Here is a 23,013-nt window from a genome sequence, read left to right as displayed (position 1 = left end):
ATTCTTCTCCTTTATTTATCTAATGCCTCTCTCACCCACTGGATACGCTCCACTGCAATATCACTCGGAATGGTACAATCTGCTCCAAGTATGAAGCCCTCTTTTCCTGTTTCTTCTACCAATCGTTTGGTTTCAGCTTGAATTTCTTCCTTACTGCCTCGATAAAGAAGGCCATCTTTACCGTTTTCAAATCCTCCCAGAACAGCACGACCCTTGAAAATCTCACGACCTTCTTTTAGGCTAATTCCTTCTGGACCAACTGCCCAGTTAAAAACATGAGCTGGATAGTCGGCAAAGATATGAATATCGTTTCGAGCTCCTTCATAGCCACAGATATGAAGGATATTTACCCCACCAACCGACTTAGCCGCTTTTAAAACAGTCAGTTCACTCGGTGCAATAATCTCCTGATAGGCTTCAGCAGAAACACGCGCATCCTGAATACTTTGCACACTGAGATAAATACCGTCTGCTCCTGCATCTTTAATAATAGCTTGACTCAAGCTAGCGATATCTTGCGCAATCACATCAAGGACTTTTTTCAATTTCTGAGAATCTTGAACTAAGAAATCTGCAATGAGATCATCTCCACCAGACACTTCTCCAAGTAACCATTTGAGGTAGGTCACAGGCGCAAAAATATTGTAAATAGCAACAATGTCCTCCGTAAACTCCTGCTTAATCTTCTTCACTAATTCTACCTGCTCTCTAATCCACGGATGATCTTCACCCAGAGGTTGAATCTCCGCCAGCTCTTGGAGTGACTTCCCTTTGGCAATAACTGGATTTGGATAAGCAAAATAGCCATCACTCATCAACTTGATAAAGTCTGGATTTAGTTCACGGATAAATTGTTTGTGACCTTGTATGTTCTTTTCAATAATCACAGGATTGGAAAATCCCTTTAACCATTCCTCTTCTGATGTAAAGTGGTGCCAAAAACCTACAGGTACACGGTCAACCACTTCTCCTCTAAATGCTTTTAAAACCCATTCTCTTTTTTCTGACATCTCTATTCTCCATTTCTTTCTTTTTCGACTAATAAAACACTGGCAATATCATTGGTTTGAATAAAAGGAAGACTTCCCTTCTGAAAATCCTGAATCCCATGACATCTTGACCCTTCCTTACAATTAAATCCCTTGGTAATACTAATCGCAAGTAGGATGACAAAGCCAAGGACCATCCCTGCCAATAGCCACTTTTTTCTTTTCATAAGGCCCTCCTATTCTAAAATAGCAGCCTGACGAATCCAGTCCAATCTTTCTAATTCAAAGTCATCTGGAACTGTACAATCCGCTCCAAGAAGGACCCCTCTAGTCCCAGCCTCAGCTAACAAGCGTTTGGTTTCCTCTTGTAGTTTAGCCTTGCTACCTCCATAAAGCAGGCTCTGCTTCCCATTTTCAAAACCACCCAAGACCGCTTTGCCATGAAATAGCTCCTGACCTTGAGGTAAACTGACTGCTTCATGGTGGGTTGCCCAATTGAAAACCTGGGCTGGATAATCTTTGAAAATAGTCACATTGTTACTGGCACCTTGGAAACCGCAGATATGCAGGATATTTACCCCACCTACCTGATTGGCAGCTTCTAAAACCTTTATGTTGCTTGGCTCAATATAGGTCTGATACAATTCTGCTGTGATGCGCTCATCCTGAATTTCTTGAGTACTGAGATAGATTCCATCTGCTCCACCATCCTGAATGATTTTTTTAGTTAGGATAGCGATATCCTCTGCTATCACGTCTAAAATTTCACTGAATAACTCTGGATTTTCAAGAAAAATATCTGCAACCTCCTTATCACCTCTAGAAGTCTCTGTACGAAACCATCTTTTCAGATAGGAAATTGGAGAAAAGATATTGTAGAATGAAGCAATCTCCTCAGTGAAGGTCTCTCGAATGTCTTGTACCACTTCTACTTGTTGCTGAATCCAAGGATGGTTTTCACCAATCGACTCAATAGAAGCCAGCTCCTGAATACTTGAAACCAAAGGACTGTAGACATTACTTGGATAAATAAAAAATCCGTCACTCATCATTTTGACAAAATCAGGATGAATTTTTTCAACGTACTCCCGATGTCCCTCTACACTTTTTTGAAAGATACGTGGGTTATTTAAACCTTGCCCTTTTTCCTCCAGTGTTACAAAATGAAACCAAAAGCCTACAGGAACTCGTTCCACCTCTTCTCCTCGGATGGCTTTAAAAACTAGCTCTCTTTTACTTGTCATACTTTTCTCCTTCCATTTGGATTGAAACCATCTTACCACTCCTTTTGACCTTTTCCCAATATATATTGACTATCGACTTGATTGAGATTGTTTATATCAATAGAGAAAAAAACCTCTGGAAAGCTTGATTTTACTAGCTTTTCAGAGATTCTTTTCTGTTTATTGCTTTTTTAAAATAGTTGTTATATAGATTTTTTATCAGCCTGATTAGGATTTTTTATTAAGCCTCTTTCATGGCAAAATAAGCCCGTACTTTGGGTACAACTTGTGTACCGAAGAGTTCAATAGCTCTCAGGACTTGTTCATGAGGCATAGAACCAAGAGGTAGGTGCAACATAAAGCGATCCAAACCTAAGTCTTCAATCATGCGAATCAATTTTTCGGCCACCTGATCTGAATTGCCCACAAACATAGCACCATTTGGCCCAACTTGCTCCAAATATTGCTCATAACGCAATTCCTGCCAGTGCGGACGGTCTTTGGAAATAGCATCCACCACTTGCTTAGTCGGATGGAAATAATCTTTTACAGCCTGCTCACCATCTTCAGCAATCCAACCCCAAGAATGAGCTCCAACCTTTAGTTCCTGACTGGCATAACCCGCTTCGCTTCCAATCTCACGATAAGCCTGAATCAACTTTTTAAAATAACGCGGATTGCCACCAATAATAGCATAAACAATCGGTAGACCAGCCTGAGCAATCTTCACAGTTGATTCGACATGACCACCTGTCGCTATCCACAAGGGCAATTTGTCCTGAACTGGACGAGGATAAACTTCTTTGCTAGAGATTGTTTGGGTCAATCGACCTTGCCAATCTAGTTTTATCTTTTCATTGACTAATTGAAGCAAGTCTAATTTCTCATCAAAAAGAGCTTCGTAGTCTTTCAAATCATAGCCAAACAAGGGAAAAGATTCCGTGAAAGAACCCCTTCCGGCCATAATCTCCGCACGTCCATTTGACAAAGCATCGATAGTGGCATATTGTTGGAACAATCGAATCGGATCCATACTTGAGAGAATGCTGACTGCACTGGTCAAACGAATCTTCTTGGTATTGACTGCCCCAGCTGCCAGAACAATCTCTGGCGCAGATATCGCAAAATCCGCTCGATGGTGCTCACCAATCCCATACACATCCAAACCAAGCTTGTCAGCCAGCTCAATCTCCGCCACCAACTGGCGAATTCGTTTAGCATGACTGTAAGTCTGCCCAGTCCCTTCAAGCACCGTTGTTTCTCCAAATGTTGAAATTCCCAATTCTACCATTGTGATTCTCCCCGTCTATTTCTTTCCTGCAATTTGAAAAGTTATTCTAACACGAAACTTGAGTACAAGCAACCAATTTGCTCATAAGAAAAAGCCTAGATAACTAGACTTTTTTTAGTTTATTCTACCGTTACTGACTTAGCAAGATTACGTGGTTTGTCCACATCAAGCCCACGGTGGAGTGTTGCAAAGTAAGCGACCAATTGCGTTGGTACAACCATTGAAATCGGTGAGAGGTAAGGGTGTACAGTCGTAAGGATGATATCGTCTGTATCTTTGGCTACATTCTCTTCTGCGATAGTGAGAACCTTGGCACCACGGGCTACCACCTCTTGGATATTTCCACGAGTGTGGTTGGCAAGAACTGGATCTGACAAGAGGGCCAAGACAGGCGTTCCTTCTTCAATCAAGGCAATAGTCCCGTGCTTGAGTTCTCCTGCCGCAAAGCCTTCACACTGGATGTAAGAAATCTCTTTGAGTTTGAGACTTGCTTCCATAGCTACATAGTAATCTTGACCGCGTCCGATATAAAAGGCGTTGCGTGTTGTTTCAAGAAGTTCACGAACCTTAGATTCAATGGTTTCTTTCTCTGAAAGAGTTGATTCGATAGACTGAGCTACAATTGACAATTCATGAACTAGGTCAAAGGCTTGCGCTTTAGCATTGCCGTTCGCTTCACCGACTGCTTTTGCAAGAAAGGCAAGGGCTGCAATTTGCGCTGTATAGGCCTTGGTTGATGCTACGGCAATTTCAGGACCCGCATGAAGAAGCATGGTATGGTTGGCTTCACGTGAAAGAGTTGAACCTGGTACGTTTGTCACTGTCAAGCTTGGGATTCCCATTTCATTAGCCTTGACCAAAACCTGACGGCTATCAGCTGTTTCACCAGATTGGCTGATAAAGATGAAGAGTGGTTTCTTGCTGAGCAGTGGCATACTGTAGCCCCACTCAGATGAGATTCCAAGTTCAACTGGTGTATCAGTCAATTCTTCCAGCATCTTCTTAGAAGCAAATCCTGCGTGGTAAGATGTTCCAGCTGCAAGGATGTAGATGCGGTCTGCATCTTGAACAGCCTTGATGATAGCAGAGTCAACCACTACTTGACCAGCCTCATCTGTGTAGGCTTGGATGAGTTTACGCATAACAGTTGGTTGCTCATCGATTTCCTTAAGCATATAGTAAGGATAAGTTCCCTTACCGATATCTGACAAGTCAAGCTCTGCAGTATAGCTAGCACGCTCACGGTGATTGCCATCATAATCTTGAACTTCGACACTATCAGCCTTGACGATTACCAACTCTTGGTCATGAATTTCCATATATTGGTTGGTCTCACGAATCATAGCCATTGCGTCTGAGCAGACCATGTTATAGCCTTCCCCAAGCCCAATCAAAAGTGGTGATTTATTCTTAGCCACATAGATGACTTCAGGATCTTGTGAGTCAATCAAGGCAAAGGCATAAGAACCACGGATGATGTGAAGAGCTTTTTTGAAGGCTTCAAGAACTGATAAGCCATCTTCTTCCACAAATTTTCCAATCAAGTGAACAGCGATTTCAGTATCTGTTTGCCCTTTGAAGTGGTGACCAGCAAGGTATTCTTCCTTGATTTCAAGATAGTTCTCAATGACCCCATTGTGAACCAAGACAAAACGTTCTGTCTCAGATCGGTGTGGGTGTGCATTGTCTTCCGTTGGTTTTCCGTGAGTCGCCCAACGAGTATGTCCGATACCCGTTGTTCCCTCAACACCAGCTGTCTTAGCAGATAATTCTGCGATACGGCCTACAGCCTTGACTAGGTGGTTTTCAGCACCACCTAGGACAAAAATTCCCGCAGAATCATAGCCACGGTATTCGAGCTTTTCAAGCCCTTGAATCAAAATATCAGTTGCATTTGTGTTTCCAACAACACCAACAATTCCACACATAGTATATACGACACAGACCAGCTGTGCTTTCTCCTTAAAATTGGTATAGTCTAATTCCTCTTTTATAGAATCAGCAAAAACAGTATATACTTGTTTCTTTCACTTGTCAAGAGTAAAAATTGGTATAGTTCATACCAACTTCTTATAAATAAAAAACTCTGACCAATTAGGATAATCAGTCAAAGTCCTTTTTAAAATCCATTATTATCGCTTAATTCCTTGAACCAGTGCCCTGACTTTTTCAGACGACGTTCTTGCGTTTCCAAGTCAAGCTCAACTAGACCATATCGGTTTTTATAGCTATTGAGCCATGACCAGCAATCGATAAAGGTCCAAATCAAGTAGCCCTTACAATTGGCTCCGTCTTCAATGGCACGGTGAAGTTCACGAAGATGACCTTTTACAAAGTCAATACGATAATCATCTTGAATCATTCCATTCTCACGGAATTTTTCTTCTCCTTCAACACCCATACCATTCTCTGTCAACATCCACTCGATATTACCATAATTTTCCTTGATATTTTGGGCAATGTCATAAATCCCTTGCTCATAAATCTCCCAGCCACGATGAGGATTGATTTTACGTCCAGGCATCACATAAGGCTCGTAAAAATGTTCTGGTAAGAGCGGACTCTCTGGATGCTTAGCAAATCGAGGTGCCATAACACGCAAAGGTTGATAGTAGTTGACACCAAGAAAATCTACTGTATTGTCACGAATGAGCTCCAACTCTTCCTCTGTAGCATCAGGCAAGAGACCGTGTTCATACAAGATTTCTACCAATTCCTGTGGATAAGTCCCCAAAACAGACGGATCTAAGAAAGATTGGGCCTGAAAAAGGTCCGCAATACGAGCAGCCTTGACATCAGCAGGATGCTGGCTACGTGGATAAGCCGGTGTCAAGTTGAGGACAATCCCAATCTTGGAATCAGGCAAGAGTTCATGACAAGCCTTAACCGCCCGACTGCTGGCCAATTGTGTATGATAAGCTACTTTAACGGCTGCCTCTGCATCCACCTTATGTGGATAATGGGCATCGTAAAAATAGCCAAATTCTACAGGAACGATGGGCTCGTTAAAGGTAATCCATTGATCCACTAAATCTCCATAAGTCTCAAAACAAAAACGAGCATAGTCTTCATAGGCTGAAACTGTCGCCTTATTTTCCCAACCATCACCATCTTCTTGAAGAGCAAAAGGCAAATCAAAATGATAAAGATTGACTAAAAGACGAATCCCCTTAGCCTTAATAGCCTCAAAGACCTTACGGTAAAAGTCTACACCTTGAGAATTGACTTCCCCACGCCCTTGTGGAAAAATCCGTGACCACTGAATAGAAGTCCGAAAGGCTGTGTGACCAGTCTCTAACAAAAGCTCGATATCCTGTTCCCAATGTTCATAAAAGGTCGATGTCTTATCTGGACCAATCCCATTATAGTAACGATTTGGCTCCACTTGGTACCAATAATCCCAGAGATTATCTCCCTTACCGTCACCAGCTACACGTCCTTCTGTTTGTGGTCCAGAAGTAGAGGATCCCCAGACAAAATCCTTTGGAAATCTTAGCATACATTTACCTCTTTATCTAGTCATTTTTCCCATTATACAGAAAAAACAAGGTAAAAACTAGTTACATTTTTTCCTTGTTTTTCTTCTGATTATAGTTTTTATTTCTTGCTAAGGATTTCAAGCGTTTCAAGCACGTTATCAGCATGAACTTCGATGGTGTCACCAGTCGCTTTAATCTTCACTTCGACGATACCATCGGCCGCTTTTTTACCAACAGTGATACGGATAGGCAATCCAATCAAGTCACTATCGCTGAATTTGACTCCGACACGTTCATTACGGTCATCTGTCAAGACTTCGTAACCAGCTCCCATCAAGCTTGCTTCAAGCTTTTCTGTCAAGGCCTGCGCTTCTTCATCCTTAACATTGACAGTGATCAAGTGCACATCAAATGGTGCCAATTCTTTAGGGAAGTTGATTCCCCAAGCGTAACGGTATTCACCTTTTGGCGTTTTATTAACAAAGAGGCGAGCGTGTTGCTCCATCACTGCTGAAAGGAGACGGCTAACACCGATACCGTAACATCCCATAATAATTGGCACAGCACGGCCATTTTCATCCAAAACATCTGCTCCCATGCTTGCTGAATAGCGAGTGCCGAGTTTGAAGATGTGACCAATTTCGATACCACGCGCAAAGTTAAGGACTCCTTGCCCGTCTGGGGAAATTTCACCCTCACGAACTTCACGGATATCCACATATTCTGCAGTAAAATCACGACCTGGATTCACACCAGTCAAGTGGTAGCCATCTTCGTTAGCACCGACAACTGCATTGCGAACATCTTGCACCTTACGATCTGCAATAATTTTAACATTCTCTGGCAAACCAACTGGTCCAAGTGAACCAAATCCTGCTTGAACAAGATTCGCCACTTCTTCTTCACTAGCAACGTCAAAGAAATCTGCTCCCAAGTGGTTTTTCAACTTGACTTCGTTAAGTTGATCATTTCCAACTAGAAGAGCTGCAACAAGCTCACCATCTGCCATGTAAAAGAGGGTTTTAATCGTTTGTTCTTCTGGAACGTTGAGGAAGGCTGCAACTTCATCGATTGATTTAACATCTGGTGTTGCAACACGAGTCACTTCTTCTTCGGCGACAACACGGTTGCTTGGTTTGTACTCATTTGTTGCCATTTCCAAGTTAGCTGCATAGCTAGACTCACTTGAGTAAGCAATGGTATCTTCACCAGAGACCATCCATTTGAGCAATTCTGCCTTGATTTCTTCTTGCACTTCTGCAGGAATTTCATCAAATGAGGCAACTGACTTGTCCAAGACAACCCAGCGGTCAAGATCTGTACGAGCAGGTGTAATAGCCATAAATTCTTGGCTGTCCTTACCACCCATGGCTCCACCGTCACCGATAATAGCCTTGAAATCTAAACCACTACGAGTGAAAATACGCTCATAAGCAGCCTTGTACTCATCGTAAACACTGTCCAAGCTATCATAGTTAGCGTGGAAACTGTAAGCATCTTTCATGATGAACTCACGTGTACGGAGAAGTCCATTACGTGGGCGTTTTTCATCACGATACTTAGGCTGGATTTGATAAAGGTTAAGTGGCAACTGCTTGTAAGACTTAACAGAATCACGGACAATAGCTGTAAAGGTTTCTTCGTGAGTTGGACCTAGGATAAAGTCTGATTTTTCACGGTTCTTTAGTTTGTAAAGGTCTTCACCGTAAGTTTCATAACGACCTGATTCGCGCCACAACTCTGCACTAAGAAGAGCAGGAGCCAACATCTCAACGGCACCAATCTTGTCGAATTCTTGGCGCATGATGCTTTTAGCTTTTTCAATCACACGGTTGGCAAGTGGTAGGTAAGAATAAACACCTGCAGATACTTGGCGAACATAACCAGCACGCAACATAAGAGCGTGACTGATAACTTGAGCATCGCTTGGCATTTCGCGAAGCGTTGGGATAGGCATTTTACTTTGTTTCATAATATTCCTCGATTATCTAAAAAAGAGTCGCATAATGTCATTCCAGGTCACAGCAATCATCAAGACAACCATGATGACCACTCCGGCCAAGGTGACATAGGTTTCAATTTCTTGTTTCAATGGTTTGCGGCGGATAGCTTCTAGGATATTGAGCACAATCTTACCACCATCCAGAGCTGGAATCGGAATAAGATTAAAAATCCCAATATTGATGGAAATCACTGCCAAGAAGTACAAGACATTCTCAATTCCATTTTTAGCAGCATCACTACTTGCCTTAAAGATAGCAACAGGTCCACCCAGCTTGTTCAAATCCGGTTGGAAAATCAAATTTTTCAGTTCTGAGAGAATTCGGAGGGCCGAGTCAGTAGCAGTTGTAAAACCACCTACAAACATGGATAGAAAATCTGACTTAATTCCCGGTTGAACACCTAGAAGGTAACGGCCTTGACTTTCTTCCGGAGTAACCATAACTTGTTTATCACTACCCTTTTCAGAAATAGTCACATCCAAGGTTGGTGCCGTCTTATCTTTGGTTTCTGATTCCACAGCTTGAATCAAACTTTCCCAGTTGCTAACCTCATGTGAGCCAATCTTGGTAATTTGTGCCGTTTCTGGTACTCCCACCTTAGCCAAGGCCCCTTGGGGCATAATATGGAACTGGTTGGTATCGACATCTCTGACACCACCCTGCATGAAGATTAAAATCCAGAAAACAACGACACCTAAGATAAAGTTGTTCATAGGGCCTGCAAAATTAGTAATGAGTTTCCCCCAGATAGTCGCATTTTGATATTGAACATCTAAAGGTGCAATCCGAACCTCAGTACCATCTGCTTCCACAACCGTTGCATCGTGATCCACTGCAAATGTTTTTTCTTCTTCCAGAACCAAGCCCTTGATAAAGAGCTTGTCTTCAAAATCAAACTGGGTCACCTGCATAGGAAGAGCTGTTTGATCCAATTTTTTACCTGAAAGATTGATGCGCTTAACCTTACCATCATCAGCAAGAGTCAAACTGACAGGAGTTCCTGTCTTGATTTCAGTTGTATCATCACCCCAACCGGCCATGCGAACATAGCCACCCAGAGGCAAGATTCGAATGGTATAGGCCGTTCCATCCTTGCCAATGTGAGCAAAGATTTTGGGACCCATACCAATGGCAAATTCACGCACTAGAATCCCTGATTTCTTGGCAAAGTAGAAATGTCCGAACTCGTGCACCACTACAATAATCCCAAAAACCAGAATAAAGGTTAAAATTCCGAGCATAGTATTTCCTCCGTCTTTTGATTAAAAGAGTCCAAACAAGTGCATAATTGGAAATACAAGCAACATACTATCGAAACGATCCAAAACACCACCATGTCCAGGAATAAATTTCCCAGAATCCTTGACACCAAAGTGACGCTTGATCGAACTTTCTAGTAAATCACCAAATTGTCCAGCAATGCTAAAGAAAATAGCAAAGACTGACATCTTGTAAATTCCATACGGAAGAGCAACTGTTCTGTCAAACATCATAAAGATGATAGTTACTAAAATAGCACCTAAAATACCACCCAAGGCACCCTCAAAGGTTTTATTTGGAGAAACTGTCGGAGCTAATTTTCGTTTACCATAGTTCATCCCAACAAGATAGGCACCACTGTCTGTTGCCCAAACAATACACAAGGCTAATAGTGCCTTATCTAAACCTGCAATTCTAGCATCTAATAGAGCATTAAAACCAAAGCCCACATAGAAACTCATAGCAAGAGGGAAAACCGCATCCTCAATCGTATAGGACTTGCTAAACACAGTCGTTCCTAACATGATTGAAATCAACACACTATAGGCAACCACATTCCCATCAACTGGTAAAAAAGTCAGGTAATTCTCCAAAGGAATGGTCAAGGCAAAGGTTGCAAAGAGGGTCAAGAGGCCCTCCATGGTCATGGTCTCTAGACCTCTCATCTTCAAAAGTTCATGCATTGCTAGCATGGCTATGATTCCAATTGCTATCTGAAGCAAGAGTCCCCCAATCATTAAAATTGGTAGGAAAATAGCCAGGGCAATCCCTGCAAACAAGGTTCTTTTCTGTAAATCCTGTGTCATATTTCCTCCTAAACTCCTCCAAATCGACGATGACGACGATTATAGGCAAGAATGGCTTCCTGCAAAGCCACCTCGTCAAAATCAGGCCACAAGGTATCCGTAAAATAGAGCTCACTATAGGCTCCCTGCCATGGAAGGAAATTGCTCAAACGCAATTCTCCACTAGTACGGATAATCAAGTCTGGGTCTCGTAACTCCTTAGGCAAATGCTGGGTGAAGAGATAGTTGCCAATCAATTCCTCTGTGATGTCACCTGGGTTGATTTTGGCATCTAACACATCCTGGGAAATCAACTTAAGAGCCTGTGTAATCTCAGCACGTCCACCATAGTTGAGGGCAAAATTAAGAATCAACCCTGTGTTGTTCTTAGTCAATTCCTCAGCTTTAGTCAGAGCTTCAAAGGTTTGCTTAGGCAGGCGGTCTGTCTCCCCAATCATTTGAATCTTAACATTATTCGCATGCAATTCCGGGACATAATTATCATAAAACTCTACTGGCAAGTTCATGATAAACTTGACTTCCTGATCTGGACGAGTCCAATTTTCCGTAGAAAAAGCATAAACTGTAATAACCTTAACGCCTAGTTTGTTGGCTGCCTTGGTCACAGTTTGCAATGCTTCCATGCCCGCCTTATGTCCAAAAACCCTCGGTTGCATACGTTTTTTAGCCCAACGGCCATTGCCATCCATGATGATGCCGATATGAGCAGGAACCTGTGTCGGAACCTCTACTTCCACAGCCCTATCTTTCTTAAAAAATCCAAACATGATCTTATTCCTATTCAAAAATCTATCGTTTCATTATACCATATTTCCCTATTTTCTTCTATCACTAAGCTATTTATACTCTTCGAAAATCTCTTCAAACCACGTCAGCTTCACCTTGCCGTACTCAAGTACAGCCTGCGGCTAGCTTCCTAGTTTGCTCTTTGATTTTCATTGAGTATTATTCTCAGGCACCAAGCCCATTTTTCAAAAAAATAAGCCGCCTGATTGGGCGACTCTATTTTTTATAGGGAGATTATTATGAAAAAGTTTTAGGAGTTTAAGTTAAGGTCTTCTTAACTTATGGACTTAGTATACACTTCCTAGCTTAAAGTTTCCTTAAGTATTTTTTAAAATCAAATTTTTCCATTTCTCCTGCCAATTTTTCTTGGATAGACGTGTTCGATAGAGAACCATTCGGTCTTGATTCTCTAAAAAATGAGGAGTTGGACGAACTTGAAAATTCAAAATATCCTCCAAACCGTATGGAGTAAAGAGTTCCAAAACGGATTTTTCATTCAAGCGCAGTCCAACAGCCGTACATCGTTCTGGATACTTACTCATAGCATCACAAGAGCTGCTATAGGGAGCAGTATGAGGGCTGTGCTGGTGCATATAGACCTGATTTTTCAATTCCCACTGATACTGAGGAAAATCCGCTCTCAACTTTTTCTCTAGGAACAAGGTTTCCTCATAAGAAATATCCGGATCAAAGAAAATCACATCTACATCTGTTTCAAGATCAAATGCTGGTCTCTCTGACAAGAGATTCCAGATAAAATTTCTGACAGAACCTGCTGCCAACCAAGAATCTTTCAGACCAAGGTTTCGGATGATAGTCAAAATAGCCATCATATCCGGATTTTCTCTGAAAGAGTCTAAAATTTCAGCCTTATTTTTCAATATATTCATACCCTAAATGCTCATATGCCTTAGCAGTCGCCACCCGTCCAGAACGTGTCCGCATGATAAAACCTTTTTGAATCAAGTAGGGCTCATACATGTCTTCAACTGTCTCACGCTCTTCTGCTATGTTAACAGAAAGAGTTCCTAGACCAACAGGACCACCACCGTACATCTCAATCATGGTGCGAAGGATTTTCTGGTCCACATAGTCCAGACCTTCATGGTCAACATCCAGCATAGTCAAAGCCTTATCAGTAATAACATCATCGATAACCCCATTCCCCATTATCTGGGCAAAATCGCGCACACGCTTGAGGAGACGATTGGCAATACGAGGGGTCCCACGACTACGTAGGGCCAGCTCGGATGCTGCCTCATGAGTGATTTCCATCTCAAAAATATCTGCCGTCCGCTCAACAATTTCCGTCAAGTCAGCATGGGCATAATACTCCATGTGACCTGTAATTCCAAAACGTGCCCGTAGCGGATTTGAGAGCATACCAGCCCGAGTCGTCGCACCAATCAAAGTGAAAGGTGGCAACTCCAAATGAACACTGCGACTGCCTTCACCAGCCCCAATCATGATGTCAATGTAGAAATCCTCCATAGCACTATAAAGCACCTCTTCCACTGACATGGGCAAACGATGAATCTCATCAATAAAGAGAACATCCCCAGGCTCTAAGTCATTCAAAATCGCTACCAAATCCCCAGCTTTTTCAATGACAGGCCCAGACGTCTGCTTGAGATTGACACCTAGTTCGTTGGCAATAACAAAAGCCATGGTCGTTTTTCCCAAGCCTGGAGGGCCAAATAAGAGCACATGATCCAGCGCTTCATCCCGCATTTTGGCAGCTTCTATAAAGATTTGAAGCTGGTCCTTGACTGTATCCTGACCGATATATTCACGTAAATACTGAGGACGGAGCGTGCGCTCTACTAACTCCTCATCCCCCATTATCTCATTATCTAAAATTCTACTCATGTTTCCATTATATCAAAAAACCAAGCCACAAACAAAAAAGGCACCTGATTGGGTGCCTCCCGAGTTTAGCACTTATGTGGTATAATATTCTACGGCACTTCTACACCGCCTACGAAGGGAGGTGAGATAGCCTATGATGGATACAATACTTAAAACTATCATCGGACCAATCGCGGTCGGTGTTGTTCTTCGCTTAGTCGATAAATGGCTAAACAAGGACAAATAGTGTCAAAAAGACCCCAAGCTTATTTGGACGTGAGCTTGGGGTCTTTTCTAGCCTATGATATAGACACAATACTTAATTCCCTTTTATTATCCCACAGTTCACAAATTTTGTCAAAACTTTACATCCTCATCTATTTAGCTTGTCAAGCTTTAACCCATATCCAATAATTAAGCGAAAGTTATCGGAAAATGATGTTTATAATAGTCCCCAAAAGTCTGAAATAGAGCCAAAAAACTCCACCTGATTGGGTGGAGTTAAGGGAGATTATTATGAAAAAGAAAAGTTTAGGATTTTATTAAATAAAGTTAGGAGGTCTTTATTTAATAACTATATGATACAAGACGAAACTTAAAACTAGCTTAACTTTTCGCAAATTTTACTATTTTGCAAAAAAATTCTATCACCATCACCTACCCACGAAAAAAGCCACCTGATTGGGTGGCTTCATTAGGAGATTATGATGAAAAAAGTTTTAGGATTTCATTAAATAAAGTTAGGAGGTCTTTATTTAATGGTTATATCATACTAGACCAGCCTTAAACTTTGCTTAATAACAAACAAGTTTTGTTATTTTTCTCTGTTTACCCAAATCATTCCTGTACAATCATAGGTGGATAAAGTTTCAAACCCCATAGAACGATAAAATCCAACGTTTTTTTCTGTCTGTTCTGTCGCCAGCTGGACTTGATAAACCTCTTTAAAATCCTCTAAAGCCTCTTTCATCAAGGAGCTACCAATTCCTTGGCGCTGATAGCTAGGTAAAACAATCAAATCCTGTACAAAAACTGACGAAAAACCATCTCCAACCAAACGAATCAAGCCCACCACAGTATCATCATCAAGCGCCACATAAATCGCTAATGAATGAGATAAGGCCTGCTCCAGCATCTCTGGTTGATGGGTATAATTTGTCCAACCGACAGCCTGATAGAGATGCAAAACATCCTCTAACTTGACAATTTCTTGCTTTTTAATAGTGATCATGTCAACACCTATTAAAGCTCTCTTAAGCTCTTGTACTGTCGTCCATTTTTATCAAAATTTTCAGGAGCCAACCATGCTTCCAATCGAGCTTTGACTTTGGGCCAGTCCTTATCAATCATAGACAACCAATCCGTATCACGAGTACGCCCCTTATATACGACTGCCTGGCGGAAGGTCCCTTCATAGACAAATCCCAAACGCTCCGCAGCTCGTCTGGATGGCAGATTAAGAGAATCACATTTCCATTCGTAGCGACGATAGTTAAGCTCCTCAAAAACATAGCGCGCCAAGAGATAGTGAGCTTCTGTCCCTATTCGTGTTCCCCTGAGCTCTGGAGAAAAAGTGACCGCTCCCACTTCTATCACTCGGTTATTTTGGTCAATGCGCATGAGAGAAAAAGTTCCCAAAGCCTTACCAGTTGCCTTGTCTATGATTGCATAGTAAAAACGGTCCTTACGAGCCAACATCTGATTTAAAAGGCTAACCAACTCCTCCATATCTGCTACTGGCTCCTGAAAAAGGTAGGTCCACATCTCCCGAGGAGTATCCAGGCCATAAACAGCTAGCAAATCCTCCGCATGTTTTTCTACCGAGAGAGCCTCTATCCGAGCATAACGCCCTTCTAAGAAATCAATAGAAGGCAATTCACCTGGTGTATAACCTTCCATTGACTCCCCAACCATTTGACCATATTCGTTTACTGGCATAGCATTCTCCTTATTCACTTATTGAATATAGTATAACATATCTCAATGAAAATTTTAGGAAACACTTGGTTTTCTATTCAATAATGCAAACTCCTCTTATAAAAATCATCCATCCACTTTATGGAGGAATAATCAAATATGGGAACGAGGGAGTTAATGCCCCTTGTGCTTCTCTCTACGTTTTTACTATTTGAGTTCAAATTTCTCTTGTTTTAGTGTTTACTTTTGTATACTGAACTACCAACTAAAACTGTATTTTTATCTTAGTTGGGACTATTATAGTACGGTTCAGCACTATCTACAAATTTTTCAGATGTGTATCAAAAAAATTTATCGTAACAAGCCAAGAGTCTACACTTTCTTTCATTAATAAGCGCCAATCTTTTCGATAACGATGATTCGGTTGATAAGCAACCGTCAACATATGCCCTGTTTCATGGTATTTTTTAAACAAAATGGATTCCCCTTTATAATGTGAAATGATATCATCTATCGCGGATGATGCATTCCATATTTCATCAACATCGCTTCCTAGTAATAATAAAGGGGAGGAAATTTTACTCACATCAATCTGAGCCCTACTATCTTCAGGAATATGTTTTCCAAAAAACTTGTTTAACAAATAATCTCCTAACTGAAATTTTTGATAAGGAAGTTCCTTTTGTAAATATGTCCAAGAAGATGAATGAGAATTAAGTTTTCCCTTTATTCCCTCAAATATTACATTTGAGGGAGAATTGAGTACTAAACATTGCACATCATCCAAAATACTTTGTCCAGCCAGAACAAGCTCTGCTCCTTTAGATCGACCATATATTCCTATTTTTGTATTATCAACTTGAGGATGATGATATAGAAAATCTTTCGCTTCCTCCAGACATTCTATTGGAATTCGTTCTAAATTTTGAGGTAATCCCTCTAAACCAAAATAAGCTATTGCAAGACAAATATAGCCTCTAGAAGATAAAAGTTGGGCAATATTCTGAGCTTTTTCAATTCTTCCCTCACTACCGCTAACAATAATCACGGCTGGCGCCCTTCTTAACTTTTCATCATAAAATAATCGACCTTGAAAATGCTTGTCATAGATATCTTGATATCTTACTCCCAGATTCATATAACGCCTTACAAAACTTTGCTCCGCGACCATATCTTTCCCCAGCCTGATTTTAATTTCAACACCAAAACAATCTCGTAATGGAATTCTATCAAGAGAACTCGGTAATCTCCTTTTCCTATTCTTCAACGGTTTCGCATTAAAGAATAATCCCATTTCTGAAACTCCTTTATAAGATCCCGAAATAGATGCTGTCTGAGAGGTATCAATCATACCGTCCTGATCAGATAAAAAAATTGCGGTTGATTTCCATATAACATCATGATCTAAAAGCAAGGGAGCATTTATACAGTAATAATCAGACAGGTACATTTCTACACAATACATTGCCCTTGGTTCTAAACCATTAATAGCAATATAAAAAGATTCATCCGCTAAATCTGTTTGTGAAATCAGTTCTATGTTTACAGTCATATCTTCTCCTTTTTGTTAATTTGCTTAACAATTATATTTGAAATTTACCGTGACTTTTACCACGGTAATTCTCCCCACACCTTTTCAATATCATCCATCAATTTCACAACTGTTTTAAGTTCCACCTCGCTATAGTTGTTTAAAACTGAAAAGATTGATTTTTCAATATATTCTTGTTGCTCCTTATGGATTTTAAAAATTTCGATGCCTTTTTCAGATAATCTCAAATATTTATTTTTCCCATTATTCGGATCAAAATCAAAAACAACTAAATTTTTTTGAATCAATCTCCTAACACTTTGAGTTATTGCACTTCTTGAAACTTCTAATAATTCAGATAATTTTACTAGATTTAAGGGCTGATTTTCCCCAATCACAACAATCAAATGTACCTCATTCAAAGTAATGGATTTGTCAACACCACTTTTATGTTGATTTTTTTTTAACTGGTCAAACGCTAAAATAAATCTATTGAAACGATTATTAAATGCAATAAATTCTTTTTTATCCATAATCTCTCTTTCCTTTGTTAATCATATTAACAAAACAGAAACTTCCTGTCAAATAAAAAATCCCCCAGATTCTACTCTGAAGGATTCCTATCTTATTTCACAACAATGTTAACGAGTTTGTTAGGTACTGCAATCACCTTCACGATTTCCTTACCGTCAATTTCCGCTTTGACTTTTTCATCAGCAAGAGCAATTTCTTGTAATTCTTCGCGTGATAGGTCTTTAGCTACCATGAGTTTGGCACGAACTTTTCCTTTGATTTGGACAACGATTTCGATTTCGTCTTCAACCAATTTACTTTCGTCCCATGTTGGCCAAGCCACGTAAGAGATTGACTCACCTGTTGCCACAACAGTTTGCCAGAGTTCTTCTGCCAAGTGAGGCGCAAATGGTGCAATCAATTGGATAAAGCCTTTGGCGTAGTCTACATAAAGTTTGTCTTCCTTATTGGCAGCGTTGACAAAGACCATAAGTTGGGCAATGGCTGTGTTGAATTTCAATGATTCTATTTGCTCTGTGACAGCTTTAACGGTTTCGTTGTATACCTTGTCGATAGAGTCATTGTTTTCTGCAACAATTTCCTTGCTTGTAATCAAACGGTAAACACGGTCAAGGAACTTACGGCTTCCTTCCAGACCTTCTTCTGACCAAGCAATCGAAGCATCAAGTGGTCCCATGAACATTTCATAAACACGAAGGGTGTCAGCACCGTATTGTTCCACCACATCATCTGGGTTAACAACGTTCTTGAGCGATTTAGACATCTTGGCTGGTGCTTGCTCCAACTCTTCCCCCGTTTCTACATGGAAGAAAGAACCGTCACGTTTTTCAACCTTATCAGTCGCCACAAGAGCCCCACGGTGGTCACGGTAGCTTGTTCCCAAAATCATTCCTTGGTTAAAGAGTTTTTGGAATGGTTCCTTAGTTGGAACAACACCGAGGTCATAGAGGAATTTGTGCCAGAAACGAGCGTAAAGCAAGTGAAGAACAGCATGCTCTGCACCACCCACGTAGATATCTACTGGCAACCATTGTTTGAGAAGATCCTCATCGGCTAATTTCTCAGTATTGTGTGGATCAATATAGCGGAGGTAGTACCAGCTTGAACCAGCCCACTGTGGCATAGTATTGGTTTCGCGGCGACCCTTGACACCATCTTCACGGGTCACTTCAAGCCAATCTGTCAAGTTAGCTAGTGGACTTTCCCCAGTACCTGAGGGACGGATGTCCTTGGTTACAGGCAAGACAAGTGGCAATTCACTTTCAGGAACAGCTGTTGAAGTTCCATCTTCCCAATGAATGATAGGAATTGGTTCACCCCAGTAACGTTGACGGCTAAAGAGCCAATCGCGGAGACGGTAGGTAACCTTCTCTTGACCACAGCCTTTTTCTTCCAACCAAGCCACGATCTTAGCAATCGCTTCTTCTTTGTTGAATCCATCTAGGAAGTCTGAATTGACATGAAGACCATCCTCTGTATAGGCAGCTTCTTCAACGTTTCCACCTTTAAGTACTTCGACGATTGGAAGGTCAAATTGTTTGGCAAATTCCCAGTCACGTTGGTCATGGGCTGGCACAGCCATAACGGCACCTGTACCGTAACTAGCAAGAACATAATCCGCAATCCAGATTGGGATTTCCTTGCCATTGACAGGGTTGATGGCATAAGCACCGGTCCAAACACCAGTTTTTTCTTTGGCAAGGTCTGTACGAGCCAAGTCAGACTTGAGGCTAGCTTGGTGTTTGTAGTCTGCAACTGCTTCAGCTTGCTCTGAACTTGTGATAGCGTCTACTAATTCATGTTCAGGAGCCAAGACAGTGAAAGTCGCACCGAAAAGAGTATCAGGACGAGTAGTAAAGACTGTAAATTCCTTGTCTGTTCCTTTTACTTTAAAAGTTACATTAGCACCAGTGGATTTCCCAATCCAGTTGCGTTGCATGTCCTTGATAGACTCTGGCCAATCAAGTTCATCTAAGTCATTGAGCAAGCGCTCTGCGTAAGCCGTGATTTTGAGCATCCATTGGCGCATTGGTTTGCGGACAACTGGATAGCCTCCACGCTCAGAAGTTCCGTCAGGAAGCACTTCTTCATTTGCAATGGCAGTTCCCAATTCCTCAACCCAGTTTACTGGTACTTCAGCTTCATAGGCCAAGCCTTTTTCGTAAAGCTTGGTGAAAATCCATTGAGTCCACTTGTAGTAGTTTGGATCTGTTGTATTGACTTCACGATCCCAGTCATAAGAAAATCCAAGCGCATTGATTTGGCGTTTGAAGTTGGCAATATTTTCCGCTGTAAATTCTGCTGGATCATTACCAGTATCCATAGCATATTGCTCTGCAGGCAAACCAAAAGCATCCCAACCCATTGGGTGAAGGACATTGTAGCCTTGCGCACGTTTGTAACGGCTGAGGATATCGGTTGCAGTATAGCCTTCTGGGTGCCCTACGTGCAGACCCGCTCCAGACGGATAAGGGAACATATCGAGAGCATAAAACTTCGGTTTTGATGCATCTGTTCCAGTCTTAAATGTATGATGTTCTGCCCAGTAGCCCTGCCACTTAGGCTCAATTTCTTTATGATTGTAAAAACTCATGGTCTCTCTCCAATTTTGTGATGTTACTATTATACCATTTTTGGGGGAATTTGGTCTCGTTCTATTCTATACTTTTCTATTTTACCTTGCTCTAGATTTTTTAAACTGCTATACTTATAATAGAAAACCCTTTTAAGGAGGTAATGGATGTCTCATTCTTTTAAAAAATCTCTCCAAAAAGAAATTCTCCATAGAAGCTCTATCGCAGCCTTTGTGACCTCTCTTTTACTACTTATTTTACTTTTTGGTTTTTCCTATTTTTTACAAAGGCAACAACTATCCAATGATACGAGACAGATTGTCAAACAAGTTCAAGAGATGAAAAAAGCAAATAGTGAACTCCTAACCACTATGAACTATAAAATGATTCCTGGATTTTTGGATGGTAAACACACAGAGCGAGAAGTCTTTAGCTTATTTTACGAGACAAAGGCTAAATTAAAACTTAGTTCTGATCTCATTATCCTAAGTGATACAGGTGAATTACTATTTAGTACCAATCGAAATCATCAAGAAAGTATTTTATCACCCTATTATCTAAAACTGCTCATTCAAAATCCTTCTCAAGAAAAAGTGACAGAAAAAATTGCACTCTCTTCAGATAAACAACACTACACACTCTTTATCAAACCACTACTTCAAAACCAACGAGTTAAGGCCTATACTATTGCTTTCGTAAATGAGAATGATTTCATCTCAAGTTTCCCAATTATAAATTCTAAATATATCATTACCGATAACTTTGGAAATATGTTTTCCAACAACACAAATCAATTTACTCGTTCCACTCTTGAAAAATTTGATGAAAAGCTCCTACACTCTCGCACCCACTGGTATGCGAATGAACCGCTTATTGTTCAAAAAGAAAAAGTCGGTGCTATTTTTTCAATCTATACTTTTCAATCCTTCTTTCCCATTCCTAGCTTACTCGGCCTAGCATCCATTCTCACCTTATGTATATTCTTCCTCTACTTCTGGCAAGCAAGACGAATTGCTCATAAGATTGCTACACACAACGCTGTTCCTATTGAAAGCTTAGTTTACCAACTTCAAGAAATTCCCAAACAAGCAGAAAAAAAGCTCTATCTACAAACAGGTGATGAGTTTGAGTTTATGGCCGAAAAAATTAATAATATGTTGTATGAATTAGATCAACTTCATCAGAAAATGTTGACCATAGAAAAAGAAAAGTGGATTTTTGAAAGAAAAATGTTGGAAGCTCAGTTCAATCCTCATTTTCTCTACAATACACTTGAAACGATTAAAATCACTTCTTTAATGGATGCAGCTCTCACACAAAATCTGATTCAAAATCTCACGCGCATTCTTCGCTACAGTATCACGGATTTAGAAAAAGAAACAACCATTTGTCAAGATTTAAAGATTATAGAGGATTATCTTATTATTCATAAAATTCGTTTCGAGCACTTTTCCTATAATATTGTATGTCCGGAAACTATCGATAATCAAGCTATTCCTAAACTTTTTTTGCTTCCTCTAGTAGAAAATGCTATAAAATATGGGATGCAATACCGTATTGATCTTCATATAGATATCCAAATTACCTTGGAAGCAGACTCTCTAACTTTTTTAGTCAAGGATAATGCTGGAGGACTCACCAAACAAGAGCGACTCGCTATTTTAGACTCTTTAGAAAGCCCTCATACCCAACATGGCATCGTTAACAGCTATAAACGATTGAGCAATTTCTTTTCTGATGTCCAGCTAGATTTAGGAGTCAATCGCCAAGGAGAAACTTGGGTCAAATTTATAACGAAAGGACTAACTCATGTTTAAGCTCATTATCGTAGAAGACGAACACCTCATTCGAAAATGGCTAGAGATTGCCGTAGACTACTCTGCCTTAGGTATCCAAGTTGTAGGAACTGCTAGTCACGGTCAAGAGGGAATGAAACTCATCCAAGAAAAAGAACCTCATATTGTCTTAACAGACATCACAATGCCAATTATGGATGCTTTCATGATGTTCGAAGCCACTCGTACCCTTTCTTATGAAAAAGTTATCTTATCAGGTTATAACGATTTTCAAAATGCCAAAAAAGCCATGCAATATGGAGCAGTTGATTTCTTATCCAAACCAATTGATACCAAGGAGTTGACAGAATGTCTTCAAAAAATTGTTTTGCGATTACGAGTTAGCACTTATCAAGAAACTCCTTTTTTAGAAGAATATCAAACTTTGCTCACCTCCATCCAACAAGTTGATACACAAAACCAAATCATTCAGCAAATTCTTGAATTTGTGCACCAACACTACTGCATGCACTTTACCATTTCTACCATTGCAGAGAATCTAGTCTATAGTGAAAGTTATCTATATAAGGTTATCAAAGAAGACTTCCCAATGACGCTAAATGAATATATCTTACGCTACCGCCTCAAGCAAGCTATAGATAAAATGGCTGAGTCCCCTAATTCTCCCTTAAGCGATATCTCTGAACAAGTTGGATTTTCAGACTATAAATATTTTGCCAAAGTTTTTAAAAAGTATCTCCATATTTCTCCAAAAGAATTAAAACTTATGGATAAAAACCATTAATGTAAAAGGATTGCTCAGCTCAGGCAATCTTTTTATTTTGTACTTTTACTCAATGAAAATCAAAGTGCTAACTACTCAAATCATAGCTTTGAGATTTCTGATAAAGTGACGTGTTTTGAAGAGTATTACCATCAAAATCTCAGCTACAATTCACCCATCCTTGCTCGAAACACCCATTTCCTATTTCCCGTTT

20 protein-coding genes are annotated in these 23,013 nt (G+C 40.5%); 3 read left to right on the top strand and 17 right to left on the bottom strand.

Translation table 11 applies throughout. The features are described from left to right. Positions 1-11: 11 nt before the first annotated feature. The 12 genes from ACERDH_RS06700 to ruvB all read right to left on the bottom strand — a co-directional run bounded on the left by ACERDH_RS06700 (position 12) and on the right by ruvB (position 13,706). Entirely contained in the window at positions 12-1,010 is a 999-nt protein-coding gene (locus ACERDH_RS06700; RefSeq protein ID WP_004256690.1) for a uroporphyrinogen decarboxylase family protein, read from the bottom strand. Positions 1,011-1,012: 2 nt separating this feature from the next. Next, complete coding sequence (locus ACERDH_RS06695) at positions 1,013-1,216, bottom strand: hypothetical protein (RefSeq protein WP_004256687.1); 204 nt, start codon at positions 1,214-1,216, stop codon at positions 1,013-1,015. Between the two features lie 9 nt (positions 1,217-1,225). Further along, positions 1,226-2,233: a uroporphyrinogen decarboxylase family protein gene (locus ACERDH_RS06690; RefSeq protein WP_386684826.1), complete on the bottom strand. Its 1,008-nt coding sequence runs from the start codon at positions 2,231-2,233 to the stop codon at positions 1,226-1,228. A gap of 220 nt (positions 2,234-2,453) precedes the next feature. Then, positions 2,454-3,503, bottom strand: a complete 1,050-nt coding sequence (locus tag ACERDH_RS06685) for an LLM class flavin-dependent oxidoreductase (RefSeq protein WP_386684829.1) — start codon at positions 3,501-3,503, stop codon at positions 2,454-2,456. Between the two features lie 119 nt (positions 3,504-3,622). Continuing rightward, positions 3,623-5,431 carry a glutamine--fructose-6-phosphate transaminase (isomerizing) gene (gene glmS / locus ACERDH_RS06680; protein WP_386684832.1) on the bottom strand — a complete coding sequence of 603 codons (1,809 nt, stop codon included), beginning with the start codon at positions 5,429-5,431 and terminating at the stop codon, positions 3,623-3,625. A 191-nt stretch (positions 5,432-5,622) separates the two neighbouring features. Next, positions 5,623-7,002: a 6-phospho-beta-glucosidase gene (gene bglA / locus ACERDH_RS06675; protein WP_386684835.1), complete on the bottom strand. Its 1,380-nt coding sequence runs from the start codon at positions 7,000-7,002 to the stop codon at positions 5,623-5,625. Between the two features lie 98 nt (positions 7,003-7,100). Next, positions 7,101-8,954 carry a proline--tRNA ligase gene (locus ACERDH_RS06670; RefSeq protein WP_386684838.1) on the bottom strand — a complete coding sequence of 618 codons (1,854 nt, stop codon included), beginning with the start codon at positions 8,952-8,954 and terminating at the stop codon, positions 7,101-7,103. A gap of 12 nt (positions 8,955-8,966) precedes the next feature. Then, the gene (gene rseP, locus ACERDH_RS06665; RefSeq protein ID WP_386684841.1) at positions 8,967-10,226 is read right to left on the bottom strand and encodes an RIP metalloprotease RseP; all 1,260 of its coding nucleotides are present in this window, start codon (positions 10,224-10,226) and stop codon (positions 8,967-8,969) included. Positions 10,227-10,247: 21 nt separating this feature from the next. Next, positions 10,248-11,051, bottom strand: a complete 804-nt coding sequence (locus tag ACERDH_RS06660) for a phosphatidate cytidylyltransferase (protein ID WP_000189852.1) — start codon at positions 11,049-11,051, stop codon at positions 10,248-10,250. A gap of 8 nt (positions 11,052-11,059) precedes the next feature. Next, positions 11,060-11,818, bottom strand: a complete 759-nt coding sequence (gene uppS / locus ACERDH_RS06655; RefSeq protein WP_386684845.1) for an undecaprenyl pyrophosphate synthase — start codon at positions 11,816-11,818, stop codon at positions 11,060-11,062. Between the two features lie 336 nt (positions 11,819-12,154). Continuing rightward, the gene (locus ACERDH_RS06650; RefSeq protein ID WP_049502636.1) at positions 12,155-12,727 is read right to left on the bottom strand and encodes a nucleotidyltransferase family protein; all 573 of its coding nucleotides are present in this window, start codon (positions 12,725-12,727) and stop codon (positions 12,155-12,157) included. Next, positions 12,708-13,706, bottom strand: coding sequence for a Holliday junction branch migration DNA helicase RuvB (gene ruvB / locus ACERDH_RS06645; protein WP_386684849.1), 999 nt, complete (start codon positions 13,704-13,706; stop codon positions 12,708-12,710). The genes ACERDH_RS06650 and ruvB overlap by 20 nt, the downstream gene beginning before the upstream one ends. 133 nt (positions 13,707-13,839) lie before the next feature. Between ruvB and ACERDH_RS06640 the strand changes: the two genes are divergently transcribed. Next, on the top strand, positions 13,840-13,932 hold the full coding sequence (locus ACERDH_RS06640) for a type I toxin-antitoxin system Fst family toxin (RefSeq protein WP_042901701.1): 93 nt from the start codon (positions 13,840-13,842) through the stop codon (positions 13,930-13,932). 567 nt (positions 13,933-14,499) lie between these two features. Here ACERDH_RS06640 and ACERDH_RS06635 read toward each other — a convergent pair. The 5 genes from ACERDH_RS06635 to leuS all read right to left on the bottom strand — a co-directional run bounded on the left by ACERDH_RS06635 (position 14,500) and on the right by leuS (position 20,260). Continuing rightward, positions 14,500-14,916, bottom strand: coding sequence for a GNAT family N-acetyltransferase (locus tag ACERDH_RS06635; protein WP_386684853.1), 417 nt, complete (start codon positions 14,914-14,916; stop codon positions 14,500-14,502). 11 nt (positions 14,917-14,927) lie between these two features. Further along, positions 14,928-15,623, bottom strand: a complete 696-nt coding sequence (locus ACERDH_RS06630) for a GNAT family N-acetyltransferase (RefSeq protein WP_049499490.1) — start codon at positions 15,621-15,623, stop codon at positions 14,928-14,930. 298 nt (positions 15,624-15,921) lie between these two features. Then, on the bottom strand, positions 15,922-17,154 hold the full coding sequence (locus tag ACERDH_RS06625) for an acyl-CoA thioesterase/BAAT N-terminal domain-containing protein (protein WP_386684857.1): 1,233 nt from the start codon (positions 17,152-17,154) through the stop codon (positions 15,922-15,924). A 56-nt stretch (positions 17,155-17,210) separates the two neighbouring features. Beyond that, positions 17,211-17,666, bottom strand: coding sequence for a MarR family transcriptional regulator (locus ACERDH_RS06620; RefSeq protein WP_049510961.1), 456 nt, complete (start codon positions 17,664-17,666; stop codon positions 17,211-17,213). Between the two features lie 92 nt (positions 17,667-17,758). Beyond that, positions 17,759-20,260, bottom strand: coding sequence for a leucine--tRNA ligase (gene leuS, locus ACERDH_RS06615; RefSeq protein WP_386684861.1), 2,502 nt, complete (start codon positions 20,258-20,260; stop codon positions 17,759-17,761). Positions 20,261-20,407: 147 nt separating this feature from the next. Here leuS and ACERDH_RS06610 point away from each other — a divergent pair, with 147 nt between their 5' ends. Both ACERDH_RS06610 and ACERDH_RS06605 read left to right on the top strand, forming a co-directional pair. After that, positions 20,408-22,057 (top strand): sensor histidine kinase, encoded by a 1,650-nt coding sequence (locus ACERDH_RS06610; protein ID WP_386684864.1) that lies wholly within the window; start codon positions 20,408-20,410, stop codon positions 22,055-22,057. Further along, complete coding sequence (locus tag ACERDH_RS06605) at positions 22,050-22,820, top strand: response regulator transcription factor (RefSeq protein ID WP_386684867.1); 771 nt, start codon at positions 22,050-22,052, stop codon at positions 22,818-22,820. Before ACERDH_RS06610 ends, ACERDH_RS06605 begins: the two co-directional genes overlap by 8 nt. The last annotated feature ends 193 nt before the right edge of the window (positions 22,821-23,013 follow it).

The organism is Streptococcus bovismuti (assembly GCF_042436615.2).
GTDB lineage: Bacteria > Bacillota > Bacilli > Lactobacillales > Streptococcaceae > Streptococcus.
This window is presented reverse-complemented; position numbering and strand designations above follow the sequence as displayed.